Here is an 18,691-nt window from a genome sequence, read left to right as displayed (position 1 = left end):
GGAATTCGTACCTGGCTTTTTTTATCTCTTCACGTATCGCTGTTACTTCACTCTTGTGTCTATTCAACTGTCTCTTCGACCTGTGTGGCGACTCTGTTTTCAAACGGAGGTTCTCTACCCAGCTCATGTTGGTAGAGCAGATCGATCGCCTGCTCGATGAGTGATGCCTGACTGTCTTCGAGATGAAGACCCAGTGCGGCCAATCGTTCGGCGTGGCGATTGCTGATCCAGCATTGCAGCCGGGTATGGGTCTCCTGCTTGCGTTTTACATGTTGGCGCTGCCGCTCGGCATTGTTTTGGGGCACCGCCTCTTGCTCTTCACGCACTGTCATTTCTTGGCTCATATGTCCTTGCGATGTTCCATTTCCGGATTTGTTATCTCTCATCACATGCCATTATCCATAGGAAGATGGCCCTTCCCCTTTGGGCTGCAGGCTGCACGGCAAATATATCATCAGATCAACAAGATATCATTTAACATAAAAAATGAAGTGACGCAGTTGTGTCAAAGCAAGCCATCTAGGGCATGATCGGAGAATTTGTGGGCGTCATCGAAGTACTCCTGCAGGGTTCGCATATCCTTGTGGCGAGTGACTTCAATGATCTTGTTCATCGGCTTTCCGGCAGTCACCGCCGAGGTGATGAACCCGCGACGCAGGCTGTGGCCACTGACGTAGAGATCGTCAATGGTTTGGCCGGTTCGGCGCTTGATCATCAGATTGATGCCCTGAGGGCCGAGCGGTTCGGCCATCAGTTGACCCCAACGATTCATGCGCCGAAATAGTGGCCCCTCGCTGATCCGGCTTTTGTGTAGCCACTTTTGTAGTGCCGAGACGGGACAGTAATGCTTGCCCGGGATCAGGGCGATCTCGGTTTCATGCAGCTGATGTTTGCTCGGTTTGAGGCGAAGGCGGATCCCCTGCCCCACAAAATCGAGATCGCTCACCTCAATTCGGGCTGCTTCCGAGCGGCGCAAGGCGCCACTGAACATCAAGAGCAGCAGGGTGTGATCACGCAAACCAGCCAGATCACCGGTGTCGATGCCATCCAGCACCTGGGTCAATGGTTGCAGCGTCAGGGCGCCGGTTTTGTGTTTACGGTTATCCCCCAACCTGACAATGCCGCGCATCATCTCCTTGATTTCGGGATGTTCGGTGGGCATGGGATGAATGCCTTTCTGCTTGAAGGCATAACGGATCCCGGCAAGCCGTCTCACCAGGGTTGCCGGTTTGCGAGGCTCGCCATTACGCAGCTCTCCCTTCCCCTCCTCTTTATCCAGCCATATCCAGTCGGCCAATACGCCGTCGGCCTGATCAGCGAGAAAATTCATGATGTCGTGATGGGTGGTTTGCAGTGGATCCAGCCCGTGCAATTGACACCAGAAGACAAAAATACGGGTATCCGCCTGATAGGCATTGAGTGTGGAATCCGCTTTTGCACTGCGCAAAAAGCGGCGTGCCCGACTATTTAGCTGTGCATCAAAAACAGTCTGCAGTGACTGATGAGCTGGATTGGACAAGGATGGATATGCCACGGAACTCTATGATTCATATGAAGTTTGAGAGGATCTTACAGGATCCTCCCCATACATCAAGTATCGATAATGAATATTATCGATACTTATAGCCTGATGCTTTAATACCCTTCGACCACAACGAAAAAACGAAACATCGGAATATCATTCACCCAGTTTTGTATGGATGAACGAGTTGAATTGACTGGGTGGGTGAGAGATAACGTTGTGCTAGGTTGATTTTCAGGTGGGTAATCAGCTTGGTATTTGAAATATAAAAAGCCCCGAGCAACGGGGCTTTGAGGTTATTTCTTAGCCAGCTTGAAGAGTTCAAAGAAATTCAGGCTGGTGGCTTCTGCCAATTCGTTAAGCGGAATATGGCGCAGATCAGCAATAAACTGGGCAACATCTCGCACAAAGGCGGGTTCGTTCTCCCTCCCCCGATGCGGCACGGGGGCAAGATAGGGCGAGTCGGTTTCGACCAGCAATCTGTCGAGGGGAAGTGCCTTGACCACCTCTTGCAGTGCAGACGCATTTTTGAAGGTGGCGATCCCGGAGATGGATATATAGAACCCCATCGCCATCGCAGCTTGCGCCATTTCGAGGGACTCGGTGAAGCAGTGCAGCACACCGCCAACCTGATCAGCGCCCTCTTCAAGCATGATCTCCAAGGTATCTTGCTGGGCATCGCGGGTATGGATGATCAGCGGCTTGTTCAACGCGCGAGCAACCCGGATATGTTCGCGGAAAGAGGCTTGCTGAACTTCCTTGTTCTCGGGCGAGTAAAAGTAATCGAGACCGGTCTCACCGATGGCCACCACACGTGGATCGGCAGCTTGCTTGAGCAGCAATTCGGCATCGACACCGGGTTCCTGATTGAGCGGGTGTACCCCGCAAGAGGCAAATACCTGGGGATAGGGAGCGATCGCCTCGAGCATGGTCGGGAACTGTGCCTGAGTCACACTGACACAGAGAAAATATCCCACGTCCAGTTTCGCGGCCTTGGCCAGTACATCAGCCATGCTGGTCTGCTTGCTGCCATAGCTGAGGCGATCGAGATGACAGTGGGAATCAACGAGTAACATATAAAACCTTTCTGCTTGTCGGTACTTATAACCAGCGACTGAGCCAGTTCATCAGATGGATGGTGGGATTGGAGAGCTGACCCGGCTGACATGCCGCTTTCAGGGCAACCAGATCTTGTTCTGCCTCCAGCAGTTTTTCGCTGGAGTGCTGCTCCGCCAACCGTTGACTCAAGATGGCCAGATCAGGCATTGCCAGCTGATGGTGACCACATCCGGCCTGGGTTTTCAGGGCATCGCACAAGAAGAGCTGCAACCAGTGCAACCTGACCTGCGTCTCCTGACCAAGCTGGCTGCACAAAGCCGTCGCCTTGACCGGACTTTGACTCAGAGCGACAAACTGTTCCAGCAGTTCACGGCGAGTACTGTCCTGTTGCTGCTCGATATAGTCGAGTACCCGCAGCGGGGCCCCCTGACAGATCCGCACCTGAGCCAGAGTGGCCTGATGACCCTGCTCGGCCAACCAGCGTACTGTCTCCCCTTCCGCAGGCAACTGACAGACATGTTTGTGACAGCGACTGAGAATGGTGGGAAGCAACCGGGAAACCTGGGAAGCGATCAGCAACAGCAAGCTGTCGCCGGCCGGCTCTTCCAGGGTTTTCAGCAGGGCATTTGCCGCCGATTCGGTCATCCGCTCCGCATCAGGAATGATCACCACCTTGCCACGGCCGAGCTGGGCAGAGCCCTGCAGCCGGGTGCAGATCTCGCGAATGGCCTCGACCCCGATGGTCTTGCTGTCGCGCGTTATGGTGCCGAGATCCGGGTGGTTGCCCTTGTCAAACAGCTGGCAAGAGTGGCAGTGGCCGCACGGCTCTCCGCGATCCGGTTGCTGGCAAAGGTGCAAACGTGCCAGCCGCTCGGCCAGTTGCTCCTTGCCAAGACCGGGATCGCCCAGCAACAACCAGGCGTGGCCGAGACGACCGGACTGGGCCGTCTGGCTCAGGGCATGCCAGTCGGGGATCAACCAGGGATACATAGCGGCTCGTTCGACAGATAGTGATCCAATGCACGCTCGATGGCAGCTTTGACCTGTTCCGGCGTTTGCGCCGCATCGATCACCACAATGGAATCATCCTTGGCGGCCAGTTCGAGATAACGAGTTCGGGTACGCTCGAAGAAGCTCAGTTGCTCCAGTTCGATGCGATCCAGCTCGCCACGATGGCGCGCGCGCTGCAAGCCAAGGGCGGGATCGATATCGAGATAGAGGGTGAGATCCGGCTTGAAGTTGCCGAGCACCGCCTGTTTGATGGCTCCGATAAGCTGGGCATCGATACCACGGCCGCCACCCTGATAGGCCTGGGAGGAGAGATCGTGGCGATCTCCCACCACCCAGACACCGTCGGCCAGTGCGGGTTTGATGCGGGTCTCCACCAGTTGTACCCGGGAGGCATACATCAGCAGCAATTCCGCCTCGATGGTGAGACGCTCGTCGTGCACCTCTTTGACGATGGCCCGCATCCGCTCGGCCAGTGGCGTACCACCCGGCTCGCGGGTGCACTCGATCCGGTTGATGCCGTGGCGCTGCAGAAAGTCGGTCACATAACGCACGGCCGAGCTCTTACCTGCCCCTTCCAATCCTTCGATCACAATAAATTTAGACATTAGGGTTTCTTCAATATGTATTCACGAACCGCCCGATTGTGTTCATCGAGGGTCTTGGAGAAATAGTGGGCACCGCCCCCCTTGGCGACAAAGTAGAGATAGTCGGTCGATTTGGGGTTGAGCGCTGCTTCGATGGAGGCCTTGCCCGGCATGGCGATGGGCGTGGGCGGCAGACCGTCGATCACATAGGTGTTGTAGGGATTCTTATCGGTCAGATCACTGCGGCGAATGTTGCCATCGTAGCGATCCTTCACCCCGTAAATGACGGTGGGATCAGTCTGCAACTTCATGCCCAGACGCAGACGGTTGACGAATACGGAGGCGATCTGCGCCCGCTCGTCCGGCTGGCCGGTCTCTTTCTCGATAATGGAGGCCATGATCAACGCCTCATAGGGCGTTTTGTAAGGCAGGTTAGCCTGACGTTTTTCCCAGCTCTGCTGCAGGAAGGTCTCCATATCCTGATGGGCGCGGCGCAAGATCGAGAGATCGCTGGCATGGGTGGTATAAGCGTACGTTTCCGGCAGGAACCACCCCTCCAGCTTGCCATTCTCGATGCCGAGCTCCTGCGCCAGGTCGGCTTCGGATTGCTCGACGGTCAACCGCTCAAGATATGGGGCGCTGGAGAGTTGTTTCTGCCAATCCTCGAAACGGGAACCTTCGACGAAGGTGAGGCTGAAGTGAAACTCCTTGCCCGATGCGAACAGGGAGAGGGTCTCCTTGAGAGGGGCCCCTTCCTTGATTTCATAGGTGCCCGACTTGATGGCCACCAGTTCGGGGTGGCTGCGCAGCCAGAGCCGCACCGCCCAGGGGCTGGTTTCCCCCTTCCCCAGTTCGGCGATCAGGCGCGCCGCATGGGCGCCCTTCTCCACCGTAAAGAGCCGGGTCGGCCCCTTGTTGGTGAGCGTCTCTACCTGTTGCCATTTGTAATGTACATAGCCCCCGGCAGCGGCTACCGTCAGTGCCGCCCCCGCGAGCAGGGTGTAAAGCCGATTAAACTTCAATGACCAAACGCTCCTGTAAACGGCGACTCAATACCGCTGGGGGATAGTGAATATCCTCTATGCCATTGACCGGCACGATCCCCATCAGGGTATTGGTGAGCCACACCTCTTCCGCCTGCCATAGTGACTCCAGCGGAGCTTCTACCACACGCAACTCAATACTCATCTGTTTCAACATCGCCATCACCTGGCGACGCATGATGCCATCGACACCACCACGGGCGAGATCGGGCGTAAACACCGTCTTGCCCCGACGCCAAAACAGATTGGCACTGACCCCTTCAATCAGAAAACCACGACTGTTAAGCACTATCCCTTCGACTGCATTTCGGCTGACAAGTTCGCTTTTCAGCAATACCTGCTCCAGACGATTCAAGGTTTTAAGCCCGGCCAGCATAGGCGCATCACCGATCCGCTGGCGGCACACCAGCATCTCGATCCCCTCCTGTTGCCACTGGCTATAGTGAGTGGGAAATGGCGCCAGAGTGACAATCCGGGTTGTGTGCTGACATCCGCTGCCATCATAGCCCCGCCCCCCCTCGCCGCGGGTCAGGATCACCTTGGCCACGCATTGTTGCTGGTCGGCCACCATCTCTTCAACCTCCCGGGTCAAGAGATCCCAGTCCGGTTCAACCAATCCCAGCCGGTTGTTCGCCTGCTGCAACCGTGCCAGATGGGCAGGCCACTGCAACACGCGACCCTCCCTGACCGCCATGGTGGTGAAATGACCGTCACCATAGGCCAGCCCCCGATCATGGGCCGAGATCGTGTCAAGCTTCATGCCATTGATAAGCAAAGGGATCCCTCCGATAAAAAAGGCCCGATACCGGCAGTATCGGGCCTGTGTCTTTGCCCTGCGGCAAATTATACGCGTTTGAAGATCAGTGAGCCATTGGTGCCGCCAAAACCAAACGAGTTGGAAAGGGCGTACTCGAAGCTACCTGGCTTGGCCACATGGGGTACCAGATCCAGATCGCACTCATCATCCGGGTTGTCCAGGTTGATGGTGGGCGGAGCCACCTGATCACGCAGGGCCAACACAGTGATGATCGCCTCGATGGCACCGGCGGCCCCCAACAGGTGACCGGTCATGGACTTGGTGGAGCTGACCATCAGGGATTTGGCGTGCTCACCAAACACCGACTTCATGCCACGCAGCTCGGCCACATCACCCAGCGGGGTGGAGGTACCGTGCGCGTTGATGTAACCAATCTGCTCGGGGGCAATGCCGGCATCCTTGATGGCATTTTTCATGGCGCGAGCACCACCGTTGCCATCTGCAGGAGGCGCAGTCATGTGGTACGCGTCACCGCTCATACCAAAACCGACCAGCTCGGCGTAGATCTTGGCGCCACGGGCCTTGGCGTGTTCGTACTCTTCCAGCACCAGTACCCCGGCACCGTCACCCAGCACGAAACCGTCGCGATCCTTATCCCACGGACGGCTCGCTTTTTGCGGCTCGTCGTTGCGGTTGGAGAGTGCCTTGGCGGCAGCAAAACCACCCATCCCCATCGCGGTGGAGGCTTTCTCGGCACCGCCAGCGACCATCACGTCGGCATCACCGTAAGCGATCATCCGGCCAGCCATGCCGATGGCATGGGTACCCGTGGTACAGGCGGTAGTCACGGCGATGTTCGGCCCTTGCAGACCTTTCATGATAGACAGATGACCGGACACCATATTGATGATGGTGGACGGAACGAAGAAGGGACTGATCTTGCGCGGGCCGCCGTTGACCAAACTTTCGTGGTTCTGTTCAATCAGACCCAGACCGCCGATACCGGAGCCAATCGCCACGCCGACACGCTCGGCATTCTCTTCATTGATGGTCAGGCCGGAATCATCCAGCGCCTGCATACCGGCCGCGATGCCGTATTGAATGAAGAGATCCATCTTGCGAGCGTCTTTACGGTTGATACCGTACTGCTCGGGATCGAAATCCTTGACCAGACCTGCGAAGCGGGTTGCAAACTCGCTGGCATCAAAGTGTTCGATAAGGGAAATGCCGCTCTGCCCGTTGAGCAGTGCTTGCCAGCTGGATTCGGCAGTGTTACCCACCGGGGAAAGCATCCCCAAGCCGGTCACCACGACTCTGCGTTTTGACACTGAGGTAGTCTCCGAGAGGTGTTTTGAAAAGGAACAAATACAAAAGAAGCGGCCCTTGGGCCGCTTCTTTCAGAACAGGAACTTATTCCTGATTAGCGGTGATGTAGTCGATAGCCGCTTGAACAGTGGTGATCTTCTCGGCTTCTTCATCAGGAATTTCGGTATCGAATTCTTCTTCCAGCGCCATTACCAGTTCAACGGTATCCAAAGAGTCAGCGCCCAGGTCGTCGACGAAGGAGGCAGCGTTCTTAACGTCTTCCTCTTTAACACCCAGTTGTTCGATGATGATTTTCTTTACGCGTTCTTCGATGTTGCTCATGACCTGAATTTTCCTTTAAAAATACGCTATTTGCGTCTGGTTGGGGTAGTTTATTCAATTGACGTGAGTTTGCAAGTAGCTTGCCGCTGGTCAAACCACGAAATGTGCCAAACTTCGGCGTACTATCGCAAATTTGAACAGATCTTACGACAAATTGATTACACCATGTACATCCCGCCATTAACATGCAGGGTTTCGCCGGTGATATAGGCTGCTTCATCAGAAGCCAAGAATACCACAGCTGCGGCAATTTCTTTTGGATCACCCAAACGGGCGGCAGGCACCTGACTCATGATGCCGGCACGTTGATCGTCATTCAGGGCACGGGTCATGTCGGTTTCGATGAAACCGGGGGCAACCGCGTTCACTGTGATACCACGGGATGCCACTTCCCGCGCCAACGATTTGGTAAAACCAACCAGACCGGCCTTGGCGGCAGCATAGTTGACCTGACCGGCATTGCCCATGGTTCCCACCACGGAGCCAATGCTGATGATGCGACCGTGACGTTTCTTCATCATGGCACGCAACACCAGTTTGCTCAGACGATAAAGCGAGGTCAGATTGGTATCGATGATCTCGTTCCACTCGTCATCTTTCATCCGCATCAACAGGTTGTCACGGGTGATCCCCGCGTTGTTGATCAGGATGTCGATGTCGCCAAAGCGCGCCTTGATGGCGGCGAAGACGGCTTCGATGGATTCCTGGCTGGTCACGTTGAGTGCCATGCCGCAACCATTGTCGCCCAAATAGGCGCTGATCGCCTCGGCACCACTCTCGCTGGTCGCCGTACCGACCACTTTCGCGCCACGGGCCACGAATGTTTCGGCAATCGCACGGCCGATGCCACGACTGGCACCGGTCACCAACACAACCTTATCGGTAAAGCTCATCACTTGCTCCTGTTTACTTGATCTGGGCCAGCGCCTGCTCGAAAGAGGCGGTATCGTTGGCGTGAATACCTTCCACGCGCTTGTCGATGCGCTTGGCGAGCCCGGTCAACACTTTGCCCGGTCCCATCTCGATCTCGAGGGAAACGCCCTCATTGGCCATCCGCTCGACAGTCTCGGTCCAACGAACCGGGCTGAACAGCTGACGTACCAGCGCTTGCTTGATGGCGGCCGGATCCTGTTCACAGGATACGTCGACATTATTGATGACAGCGATGGTTGGAACCTTGATCTCGATCCCGTCCAGCGCAGCTGCCAGTTTTTCTGCGGCAGGTTTCATCAGCGCGCAGTGAGACGGCACGGAGACCGGCAGCGGCAGCGCACGCTTGGCGCCCGACTCTTTCATCAGCACGTTGGCGCGCTCAACGGCCTCTTTGTGACCGGCGATAACCACCTGGCCCGGGGAGTTGAAGTTGACCGGAGAGACCACCTGCCCTTGTGCCGCTTTTTCGCAGTTGGCGGCGATGGATTCGTTATCAAGGCCGATGATGGCCGCCATGGCGCCGGTGCCTTCCGGTACCGCTTCCTGCATGGCCAGACCACGCAACTCGACCAGTTTGACCGCATCGGCAAAATCGAGTGCGCCGCTGCAAACCAGCGCGGAGTACTCACCCAGGCTGTGACCCGCCATGACGGCAGGAGTTGCCCCACCCTGCTGTTGCCACAGGCGCCACAGGGCGACAGAGGCCGTCAGCAGTGCAGGCTGGGTGCGCCAGGTTTTGTTCAGATCTTCAACCGGACCATCCATCACCAGGGCAAACAGGTCATAACCCAGCACCTGACTCGCCTCGGCGAAGGTCTCCTTGATCACGGCATGTTGTTCGGCCAGCTCGGCCAGCATGCCAACGGACTGGGAACCTTGTCCCGGGAAGGCAATGGCAAATTGGGTCATCATTGATTCCTTTTAGATAAGACAAAAATGAAATCGGTGACGGGATGATGGGCGCACCATCCCGCCGAAGATCAGAGGCGAACCAGCGCCGAGCCCCAGGCGAAACCGCCACCAAAGGCTTCCAGCAGTACCAGCTGACCCGGTTTGATCCGGCCATCCCGAACCCCTTCATCGAAGGCGATGGGGACGGAAGCAGCGGAGGTATTGCCGTGTTTGTCGAGGGTCAACACCACCTTATCGAGGCTCATGCCGAGCTTCTTGGCAGTAGCGCTGATAATGCGGAAGTTGGCTTGATGGGGCACCAGCCAGTCCAGCTCGCACGGCTCGATGCCAGCAGCGGCCAACGTCTCGGTCACGATCTCGCTCAGACGGGTGACCGCCACCTTGAAGACATCGTTGCCCTTCATATACATATAGGCTTCAAGCTCGGCACCCGGCATGCCGCGACGGGGCTGTGGCAGCTTGAGCAGCTCGCCATAACGGCCATCGGCATGAAGATGGGTAGATAGGATGCCCGGCGTCTCACTCGCACCGATAATCACTGCCCCTGCCCCATCACCAAAAATAATGATGGTACCGCGATCTTGCGGATCGCACATGCGGGAGAGCACATCGGCCCCGACGACCAGCACATGGCGGGCGGCGCCGGATTTGACGAACTGATCGGCAATGGAGAGTGCGTAGGTGAAACCTGCGCAGGCTGCAGCCACGTCAAAGGCAGGAATGCCCGGTACGCCGAGCAGCCCCTGCAGCTCGCAGGCAGCAGCCGGGAAGGCATTTTCAGCACTGGTGGTAGCCAGCACTATCATATCGAGATCGGCAGCGGTCAGACCTGCTGCATCCAGGGCACGCAGGGCGGCCTGGTAAGAGAGGGTGGCAACGGTCTCGTCAGCACCGGCAATACGGCGCTCACGGATACCGGTGCGTTCCACGATCCACTCATCACTGGTCTCAACCATCTGCTCGAGATCGGCGTTGGTACGCACTGAACTCGGCAGGTAGCTGCCAGTACCCAGAATTTTGCTATGCATAGAGTTCTTATAGATCCCTGTCAGAGAAGACAGCTTCAAGGCGATCTGCTATTTGCAGTGGAAGTTGATGTTTGGCCTCTTGTGCGGCCAGCAGGATCGCATTACACAGAGCGCGCCGTTCGGCCCGCCCATGACTTTTTACCACAATGCCGCGCAATCCTAACAGACTTGCCCCGTTATACTGGTCGGGGTTCAGGTAAGAAAAACGCCGTTTGAACATAAATCCGGCGATCCGACCAAGAAAAGTGCGTTTCTTGCGGGGATATCCGGCCAGCTGGGCCATCATCCGCACCACCCCTTCTGCCGTCTTGAGGGCGACATTGCCAACAAAACCGTCGCAGACGATCACGTCGCTATCGCCGCTGAAGATACGATCCCCTTCGACGAACCCGACATAATTGAGCGCGTGGCACTGACGCAACAATTCGGCGCTGTGGCGCACCAGATCGTTACCCTTGATCTCCTCCTCGCCGATGTTGAGCAAAGCAACACGGGGTGATGCAATGCCTTCTACCTTTTCGGCCACGACAGAGCCCATCACGGCAAACTGCAGCAAGGTATCCGCATCGCAACTGACGTTGGCGCCGAGATCCAGCATCACGGTACGTTTGCCACTCAATGTCGGCAACGCCTTGATGAGGGCGGGTCTGTCTACCCCGGGCAAAGATTTGAGCACGCACTTAGCCATCGCCATCAACGCACCGGTATTGCCGGCACTGACGCAGGCATCGGCCTCACCGGCTTTCACCAGATTGAGTACCACCCGCATGGAGGAGTCTTTCAGAGTACGCAGCGCCACGATCGGTTTATCGCCCATGCCAACTACCTGGGATGCATGTACGAAACGAACGCGGGGATGATTCAGCAAGCCATGTTGCTGCAGCAGAGAAGAGGTCTGGTGCTGGTCGCCGACCAGGATCAGTTTTAGCTGGGGTAAAAGAGACAGTGCCTGCACGGCGGCAGGCACTGTTTCCGAGGGGCCAATATCTCCCCCCATGATGTCTAGCGCGACAGTTTGCGTAGACAAAGGCAATCCTTAAGCGATTACCTTTTTACCGCGGTAGAAACCATCGGCAGTCACGTGGTGACGACGATGAATTTCGCCACTGGTCTGATCAACAGTCAGGGCAGCGGTGGTCAGCGCATCGTGGGAACGACGCATGCCACGCTTGGCACGGGTTTTACGGTTCTGTTGTACGGCCATTGTAGGCTAACTCCTAAATTCACTTACGTTTAAGCTCTTCAAGAACTGCAAAGGGATTCGGCCGCTCATCAGCAGGTTCGATTTCACCCCAGGTCATCTCCATGTTTCCTCTCGGGCATGCATCCAGAGAATGCATTGCGACTTGAGGCAACGAGAGGATGAGCTCATCCTCCAGGATTTGATGAAGATCTATCTCGCCGTTTTCGTCCAACTCAATGGGCTCATAAGCTTCCGGCAGTTCTTCCTCGTTTGTTCTTTCGAACAGCGGAGTGTAGATAAATTCAGCTTCACAGAGGTGTTCGAATGTCTCTCCGCAACGTTGGCAAACCAGGGCAACCTTGGCATGGGCAGTGCCTTTCATAACGGTCAACTTCTGGACATCTTTGCCAAAGTGCAGTGATACATCGATATCACTCTGCAAGCCAGCGGTTGATTCCTCCAGCCTGGGCATCTGCGACTTTTCCACTATCCCGATGTAATCGAGCAGCTTCAAGGCACTACGGACTGGATCAACCTTAACGGGCAACTTCACCTTTTGCATAGGGCGCGAATAATATAGGTCCAACAACTGATAGTCAAAGGAAAAAGTCCTTACCGCCGATGATTTTAACGTCACAAGTCCCTAGAATGCCGGTACTCGCTTTCATCGGTACCTGATTATGCCACAGAATCTGATCCTCGCCTCAACTTCTCGCTATCGCAAAGCCCTGCTGGAGAAGCTCGGTCTCCCCTTTGAATGTGCCGCCCCCGATGTGGATGAGCGACCACTGGCTGGCGAATCCGCCGAGGCGCTGGTGGCCAGACTGGCTCGTGCCAAGGCTGATGCCATCGCCGGGCAACGTGATCACGGCTTGATCATCGGATCTGATCAGGTGTGTGTCTGCGATGGTCACATCCTCGGCAAACCAGGCTCCATCGACAATGCCATCGCCCAGCTGATGGCGGCTCAAGGTCGCAGCGTCACCTTCTACACCGGCCTGTGCGTGGTAAATGCCGCAACCGGTGAGGCTCATCAACTGGTGGAACCTTTCACCGTCCATTTTCGCAACCTCGATGAAGCCGCCATTCGCCGCTATGTAGAGGCAGAATTGCCCCTCGATTGTGCGGGCAGTTTCAAATGCGAAGGGATGGGGATCGTGCTGTTCAAGGGGCTGGAGGGGCGCGATCCTAACGCCTTGATCGGTCTGCCGCTGATCGGCCTGATCGAGCTGCTGGAGCGCCACGGTATTGCCCTGCCCTGATTGCGGACGAATAGATAAGCTAGATCGAGCATATAAAAAGCCCGGTCAATACACCGGGCTTCTGTTATCAATCAGATCGATGTCTCTTAAAGAGAGGCGTCTACAACAGCGCGCGAAGAGCCGTCATGGAGTCCACCACCGCCACTGGCCCGTGACGACTGAGGGCATCGCGGCTATCCACCCCCCAGGTGACACCAATACGCGGCATGGCGATCGCCTCGGCCATCGCCATATCGTGAACAGAGTCGCCGATCATTACCGCCTGCCGGGTTGACAGCCCCAGCTCGTTCAGGATCTGCTCAAGCATCAGCGGATCAGGCTTGGAGCGAGCCTCATCGGCCCCGCGACTGGTTACAAACAACGGGCGCAGTCCGGTCTCATCCAATACCCGATCCAGCCCACTGCGTGATTTGCCGGTCGCGACGGCCAGTTGCAGCCCTCGTGACCGCCAATCATGCAGCAACTCCCCTGCCCCGGAAAACAACGGGCTGGGGGTGGCATCGTGCAGATAGTGATGACGATAGCGATCGATGAGTACGGCAATCTGGCGCTCATCAAAGGCACTACCACAGCCACAGTCACAGCCACAGCCACAGCCACTATTTAAAGGGAACAGACGGGACATGGCGACATCAAGGCTCAATCCGATGATCTGCCGGATCTGGGCTGGTGCAGGTACCGCCAGCTCACAATCTCTGGCGGCCCCTTGCACACAGGCAACAATCCGGCCTACCGAATCCATCAAGGTGCCGTCCCAATCGAAAATGGCGAGCCGGATATCCTGCATCAGCGTGGCAAGCCGTTGAGGAAGTTGTCGAGCTCAGGTGCCAGCGGCGCTTCTACCTGCATTTCGCGACCATCGGCCGGATGGGTGAAGCTGAGCTTCCAGGCATGCAAAAAGAGCCGTTTCAGACCTTGGCTGCGCATTTTCTCGTCAAACGCCGCTTCACCGTACTTATCGTCACAGGCGATCGGGTGACCGGCATGCAGGGTGTGCACGCGGATCTGGTGGGTACGACCAGTAATGGGGCTGCACTCGACCAGAGTCGCTTCGGCAAATTGACGCACGATACGGAACCGGGTTTCGGAGGGCTTGCCATCGGCACTGACCCGCACCACCCGTTCGCCAGACTGCAGGTCGTTTTTGCGCAGCGGCGCATTGACCACCTTGACGTGAGCCTGCCACTTGCCACGCACCAGCGCCAGATACTGTTTGCGCATGGTCTTGACGCGCAACTGCTCATGAAGGCTGCGCAGGGCGCTGCGTTTTTTGGCAACCAGCAATACACCAGAGGTGTCGCGATCCAGTCGATGAACCAGTTCGAGGAAGCGGGCTTCAGGCCGCAGAGCTCGGAGCCCTTCTATCACGCCAAAGCTCAGGCCGCTGCCACCGTGTACGGCCATGCCGGAGGGCTTGTTCAGCACGATCATGGCATCGTCTTCGAACAGGATCTGGCTCTCCAGACGCTGGATAACACCGAGGTTTGCCGAAGGCAGCTCATTCTTCTCGGCAACGCGCACGGGAGGAACCCGCACCTCATCGCCTGCGCAGAGTTTGTACTCCGGTTTGATGCGCTTTTTGTTTACTCGCACTTCACCTTTGCGAAGGATGCGATAGATCAGGCTCTTGGGGACGCCCTTTAGCTGAGTCTTGAGAAAATTGTCGATGCGCTGCCCGTCATGCTCAGCTTCGATGGTGAGCAGCTGCACTTGTTGTTGTATCTGTGTCATGGCGCGGATTTTAACACTGCCAGCGCCCCTTGGCTGCATGGTTTGTTGAAAAATGGCGCCTTGCTATAAAAGAGGTTTAAATGGGATAATAAACAAGGTTTTGTCATTGTGTTCAAGCCTTGTACTAAGTGGCCAAAAAGTATGCCACCCAATCCCGAAACACCGTGTATACAAGAACATGACGGTTCCCGGGTGCGAGGTACAACGCATGGAGAACACAAACATCACCGTTTATTTGTCTCCATTTCGGCATCCTTATTCATTCCTTCTCGAGAAGTGATGACCAGAACGCCCTTAGTTTGCGCCTCATGCATACCCCAACCGGGAGGTTGCCCCAGTATGCTGAAGACCCGAGGCCGGCGCTGGCAGGACCCAGATGGAGGAAATCAAAATGACACAATAATGAGAACTCAATGAAAAGAATGCTTATCAACGCAACTCAAGAAGAGGAGTTGCGCGTAGCGCTGGTTGACGGACAACAGCTCTACGATTTGGATATTGAAAGTCCGGGACACGAGCAGAAGAAAGCGAACATTTACAAGGGTAAGATCACCCGCGTAGAACCCAGCCTTGAAGCTGCTTTTGTCGACTACGGCGCCGAGCGCCACGGTTTCCTGCCGTTGAAGGAGATCGCCCGCAATTACTTCCCCTCCGGTTACTCCTATCAGGGTCGTCCCAACATCAAAGAAGTGGTCCGCGAAGGTCAGGAAGTTATCGTCCAGATCGACAAGGAAGAGCGTGGCACCAAGGGTGCAGCCCTCACCACCTTTATCAGCCTGGCAGGTAGCTACCTGGTACTGATGCCCAACAACCCCCGTGCCGGTGGTATCTCCCGCCGCATCGAGGGTGATGAGCGGACTGAACTGAAAGAAGCCCTGAGTGGATTGACCGTGCCGGAAGGCATGGGCTTGATCGTGCGCACCGCCGGTGTGGGCAAGTCTCCGGAAGAGCTGGAGTGGGATCTGAACGTCCTGCTCAATCACTGGGACTCCATCCACAAGGCCTCCCAAGAGCGCGCGGCACCGGTGCTGATCCACCAGGAAAGCAACGTCATCGTGCGTGCCATCCGTGACTATCTGCGTCGCGATGTGGGCGAGATCCTGATCGACAATCCGGTGATTTTCGAACGCGCCAAGGCCCATATCGAGCTGGTACGTCCCGATTTCCTCAACCGCGTGAAGCTGTACAAGGGTGAAGTTGCCCTGTTCAACCACTTCCAGATTGAGAGCCAGATCGAATCTGCCTTCCAGCGTGAAGTGCGCCTCCCCTCCGGCGGCAGCATCGTTATCGATCCGACCGAAGCACTGACCTCCATCGATATCAACTCCTCCCGCGCCACCAAGGGCGGCGATATCGAAGAGACGGCGCTGCAAACCAACCTGGAAGCGGCCGACGAAATTGCCCGTCAATTGCGTCTGCGCGACTTAGGGGGTCTGATCGTTATCGACTTCATCGACATGACGCCGGTTCGCCATCAGCGCGAAGTGGAAAACCGTCTGCGTGAAGCGGTTCATCAGGATCGTGCCCGCATCCAGCTGGGCCGGATCTCCCGTTTCGGTCTGCTGGAGATGTCTCGCCAGCGTCTGCGCCCCTCCCTCAACGAGTCCAGCAGCCATATCTGCCCCCGTTGCCAGGGTCAAGGCGTGATCCGTGACAACGAATCCCTCGCCCTGTCCATCCTGCGTCTCATCGAAGAAGAGGCCATGAAGGACAACACCGAGCAGGTTCACGGCCAGGTGCCGGTGGATGTTGCCGCCTATCTGCTTAACGAGAAGCGTGCCGCCATCGCCAGTCTGGAGCAGCGCAATGATGTGCGTGTTTACATCATTCCGAACCAGCATCTGGAAACCCCGCACTACGAAGTGACTCGCATTCGTCAGAACGAGATCCCGGAAGCGGCCAGCTATGAGCTGAAAACCGAGATTGCCAAGCCGGTCTACCAGCCGAAGCAAGCTCAGGTGATCGAGCGTGAACAACCGCTGCTGCAAGGCTTTGCCCAACCGGCACAACCGGCCCCTGTTGCACCGCAACAGCCGGCGACTCCCGTTGCTGCGGCCCCTGCCGAAGTCGGCTTTTTCAGCAAGCTGATCAAAGGCATTACCGGCCTGTTCAGCAGCGATGCAGCCCCTGCCGACGTGAAAGCGCCCGCCGAGAAACCAGCAGCTCGTGAAGCACGCAAGGATGAAGGTCAACGTCACCAGCGCGAAGAAGGCCGTGGCCGTGGTCAGCGTCCTCGTCGTGATGACAATCGTGGCAACCGCAACAATGCGGAAGCTGGCGAGAAGCGTGAAGGTGGCAACCGCGAAGCCGGTGAAAACCGCAATCGCCGTCCCCGCAAAGAGCGCGAGCCTCGTCAGGAACGTGAAGCTCGTGGCGAAGTGCGCAGCGAACAACGCATGGAACGTGAACCCCGTCAGGAGCGTGAGCCTCGCGAACCGCGGCAGGAACGTGCGCCACGTCCTGCCCGTGAACCTCGTGCTCCCCGTGAGCCGCGCGCCGAAGTCGTTGTTGAAGCGGTAGACGCCGTTGATGCAACTGCCGTCCAGCCACGTCAGGAGAAAGAGCAGAAAGTGGCCGAGCGCCGCGAACGTCGCCAACTGCGCAAGCAGATCCGCGTTGATGTCGCCGCTGCTGACACCCCTGCCCTGCCGGTTGAAGAAGTACCAGCGCAAGCTGACGTGATCGATGCCACCGTGGGTAACGAGCAGGAAGAGCAGAGTGAAGGCCAGCGCCGTTCACGCCGCACTCCGCGCAGCCAGCGTATCGAAGGTCAGCGCCGCAAGCGCATCAACGAAGATGCCCGCAGCCAACGTGACGAAGAACAGCAAGATACCACCACTCTGACCACCGCAGCCCAGGCAGACATTGCCAAAGCGCAGGTTGAAGAGCCGGTAGTGCCTGTTGTTACCATCCCGAGCGCTGAAGCCGTCGCTGCTGCCCTGCAAGCCTCTGCTGCACTGACCGAGCATGTCGTTGTCGAAGCCGTTGCTGAAGAAGCTGCCGAGCAGGCTGCTGCCCAGGTAGAAGCAACTCAAGCCGATGTGATCGCTAGCCCGGTTGTTGCAGCTGTCGCAGAAGTCGTGGTTGCTGCAGAGCCGGAAGTTGCTGTTGTAGCTTCGCCGGCTGCCGAAGTGGTCACCGCCACCATGGTTGAAACGGCTCCGGTTGTTGAAGAAACACCGGCCGTAACAGCCCCTGTCGTGGAAGCCGCACCTGTCGCCGCTATCGTTGAAACACAAACTCCTGCTGCTGTCATCGAAACCCCGGCTGCCGTGGCTGTGGTTGTAGTGGAAGAGACTCCGGTCGTGACTAAACAGGTAGCTCACGGTGCTGGCCTGCTGGCTCGTGCCCGCAAAGCATCAGCCCCGATGGCAACCCCTGCCGAAGCCCCTGCCCTGCCTGCTCGTGAGCCGGTTAACTACCCGCCGCTGGTACGTAACGAGGTGAGCACATCAGGTCGTCATGGTGGTAGCACTGCCGCCGTCAACGTGGCCACCTGCCCGGCCGGTCGCCCCTAAGCAACCCGGGTTGACCTCCTAAACAAAAGCCACACCAACCGGTGTGGCTTTTTTATTTCTCTTGTCCCGTCCTGAATATGGTTTACACCTTTTCCCCCAATAAATGGAGAACCCGATGGGACAAGGTGTGAAACGGACACAGCGCGATTACTCGCTGACTTTTAAACTGGCACTGGTCGAGCAGATTGAAAAAGGCGAGCTCACCTACAAACAGGCTCAGGTGCGTTATGGCATTCAGGGCCGCTCCACCGTTCTGGTATGGTTGCGTAAACATGGTCGGCAAGATTGGAGCCAGGGGGCTTCTGTGCGTGCCGGCAGGAGCATCACCATGCCTGACCCCGACAACCAGACACCCGAACAGCGCATCAAGGAACTCGAGCAGCAGCTGGCGCTGATGAGTCAGAAAGCCCAGTTCTTTGAGGCCGTCGTCGATGTACTGAAGAATGACTACGGCGTCTCCATCGTAAAAAAGCGACCCGGCAAGTCCTCTCGCAGCGGCAA

The 18,691-nt window shown here is 56.9% G+C and carries 19 protein-coding genes and 1 pseudogene; 3 read left to right on the top strand and 17 right to left on the bottom strand.

Features of this window, described 5'->3' with window-relative positions:
* Window positions 1–59 precede the first annotated feature (59 nt).
* The 15 genes from AB5Y90_RS12640 to yceD form a co-directional block, all read right to left on the bottom strand.
* Window positions 60–344, bottom strand: a complete 285-nt coding sequence (locus AB5Y90_RS12640; RefSeq protein ID WP_100653771.1) for a RepB family protein — start codon at window positions 342–344, stop codon at window positions 60–62.
* Between the two features lie 161 nt (window positions 345–505).
* A complete protein-coding gene (locus AB5Y90_RS12635; RefSeq protein ID WP_040065515.1) occupies window positions 506–1,534 on the bottom strand; it encodes a site-specific integrase in 1,029 nt (342 codons plus the stop codon).
* Between the two features lie 284 nt (window positions 1,535–1,818).
* A complete protein-coding gene (locus AB5Y90_RS12630; protein ID WP_123173049.1) occupies window positions 1,819–2,598 on the bottom strand; it encodes a TatD family hydrolase in 780 nt (259 codons plus the stop codon).
* A 25-nt stretch (window positions 2,599–2,623) separates the two neighbouring features.
* Entirely contained in the window at window positions 2,624–3,571 is a 948-nt protein-coding gene (gene holB, locus AB5Y90_RS12625; protein ID WP_335863095.1) for a DNA polymerase III subunit delta', read from the bottom strand.
* Window positions 3,556–4,197 carry a dTMP kinase gene (gene tmk, locus AB5Y90_RS12620; RefSeq protein WP_236380577.1) on the bottom strand — a complete coding sequence of 214 codons (642 nt, stop codon included), beginning with the start codon at window positions 4,195–4,197 and terminating at the stop codon, window positions 3,556–3,558. The genes holB and tmk overlap by 16 nt, the downstream gene beginning before the upstream one ends.
* Entirely contained in the window at window positions 4,197–5,198 is a 1,002-nt protein-coding gene (gene mltG / locus AB5Y90_RS12615) for an endolytic transglycosylase MltG (protein ID WP_236380576.1), read from the bottom strand. The genes tmk and mltG overlap by 1 nt, the downstream gene beginning before the upstream one ends.
* Complete coding sequence (gene pabC / locus AB5Y90_RS12610) at window positions 5,188–5,994, bottom strand: aminodeoxychorismate lyase (protein ID WP_368166927.1); 807 nt, start codon at window positions 5,992–5,994, stop codon at window positions 5,188–5,190. The genes mltG and pabC overlap by 11 nt, the downstream gene beginning before the upstream one ends.
* A gap of 68 nt (window positions 5,995–6,062) precedes the next feature.
* A complete protein-coding gene (gene fabF, locus AB5Y90_RS12605) occupies window positions 6,063–7,304 on the bottom strand; it encodes a beta-ketoacyl-ACP synthase II (RefSeq protein WP_005360452.1) in 1,242 nt (413 codons plus the stop codon).
* Between the two features lie 82 nt (window positions 7,305–7,386).
* A complete protein-coding gene (gene acpP, locus AB5Y90_RS12600; protein WP_005300909.1) occupies window positions 7,387–7,623 on the bottom strand; it encodes an acyl carrier protein in 237 nt (78 codons plus the stop codon).
* A 158-nt stretch (window positions 7,624–7,781) separates the two neighbouring features.
* Window positions 7,782–8,516: a 3-oxoacyl-ACP reductase FabG gene (fabG, locus tag AB5Y90_RS12595; protein WP_307896762.1), complete on the bottom strand. Its 735-nt coding sequence runs from the start codon at window positions 8,514–8,516 to the stop codon at window positions 7,782–7,784.
* Window positions 8,517–8,529: 13 nt separating this feature from the next.
* Window positions 8,530–9,465, bottom strand: coding sequence for an ACP S-malonyltransferase (gene fabD / locus AB5Y90_RS12590; protein WP_338711729.1), 936 nt, complete (start codon window positions 9,463–9,465; stop codon window positions 8,530–8,532).
* Between the two features lie 71 nt (window positions 9,466–9,536).
* Entirely contained in the window at window positions 9,537–10,496 is a 960-nt protein-coding gene (locus AB5Y90_RS12585) for a beta-ketoacyl-ACP synthase III (protein WP_307896761.1), read from the bottom strand.
* A 7-nt stretch (window positions 10,497–10,503) separates the two neighbouring features.
* Window positions 10,504–11,523 (bottom strand): phosphate acyltransferase PlsX, encoded by a 1,020-nt coding sequence (gene plsX / locus AB5Y90_RS12580; RefSeq protein ID WP_005351844.1) that lies wholly within the window; start codon window positions 11,521–11,523, stop codon window positions 10,504–10,506.
* Window positions 11,524–11,532: 9 nt separating this feature from the next.
* The gene (gene rpmF, locus AB5Y90_RS12575; RefSeq protein ID WP_005300935.1) at window positions 11,533–11,700 is read right to left on the bottom strand and encodes a 50S ribosomal protein L32; all 168 of its coding nucleotides are present in this window, start codon (window positions 11,698–11,700) and stop codon (window positions 11,533–11,535) included.
* Window positions 11,701–11,719: 19 nt separating this feature from the next.
* Window positions 11,720–12,241 (bottom strand): 23S rRNA accumulation protein YceD, encoded by a 522-nt coding sequence (yceD, locus tag AB5Y90_RS12570; protein ID WP_338711644.1) that lies wholly within the window; start codon window positions 12,239–12,241, stop codon window positions 11,720–11,722.
* A gap of 118 nt (window positions 12,242–12,359) precedes the next feature.
* On the opposite strand from yceD, the gene AB5Y90_RS12565 reads away from it, so the two are divergent.
* Window positions 12,360–12,941, top strand: coding sequence for a nucleoside triphosphate pyrophosphatase (locus tag AB5Y90_RS12565; protein ID WP_307896760.1), 582 nt, complete (start codon window positions 12,360–12,362; stop codon window positions 12,939–12,941).
* A gap of 100 nt (window positions 12,942–13,041) precedes the next feature.
* Here AB5Y90_RS12565 and AB5Y90_RS12560 read toward each other — a convergent pair whose 3' ends face one another.
* Together AB5Y90_RS12560 and rluC are read right to left on the bottom strand one after the other, a co-directional pair.
* On the bottom strand, window positions 13,042–13,728 hold the full coding sequence (locus AB5Y90_RS12560) for an HAD-IA family hydrolase (protein WP_368166925.1): 687 nt from the start codon (window positions 13,726–13,728) through the stop codon (window positions 13,042–13,044).
* Window positions 13,728–14,672 carry a 23S rRNA pseudouridine(955/2504/2580) synthase RluC gene (gene rluC, locus AB5Y90_RS12555; RefSeq protein WP_005351815.1) on the bottom strand — a complete coding sequence of 315 codons (945 nt, stop codon included), beginning with the start codon at window positions 14,670–14,672 and terminating at the stop codon, window positions 13,728–13,730. The genes AB5Y90_RS12560 and rluC overlap by 1 nt, the downstream gene beginning before the upstream one ends.
* A 413-nt stretch (window positions 14,673–15,085) precedes the next feature.
* On the opposite strand from rluC, the gene rne reads away from it, so the two are divergent.
* Entirely contained in the window at window positions 15,086–18,190 is a 3,105-nt protein-coding gene (gene rne, locus AB5Y90_RS12550; RefSeq protein ID WP_338711642.1) for a ribonuclease E, read from the top strand.
* A 115-nt stretch (window positions 18,191–18,305) separates the two neighbouring features.
* Window positions 18,306–18,691, top strand: a pseudogene (locus tag AB5Y90_RS12545) (IS3 family transposase); the annotation flags it as partial.

Origin of the sequence: Aeromonas sp. R4-1 (assembly GCF_040908325.1) — a bacterium.
GTDB classification, from domain to species: Bacteria; Pseudomonadota; Gammaproteobacteria; order Enterobacterales; family Aeromonadaceae; genus Aeromonas; species Aeromonas veronii.
Note: the sequence above shows the minus strand (reverse complement) of the source record. Positions and strands in the feature narration are given on the sequence as shown.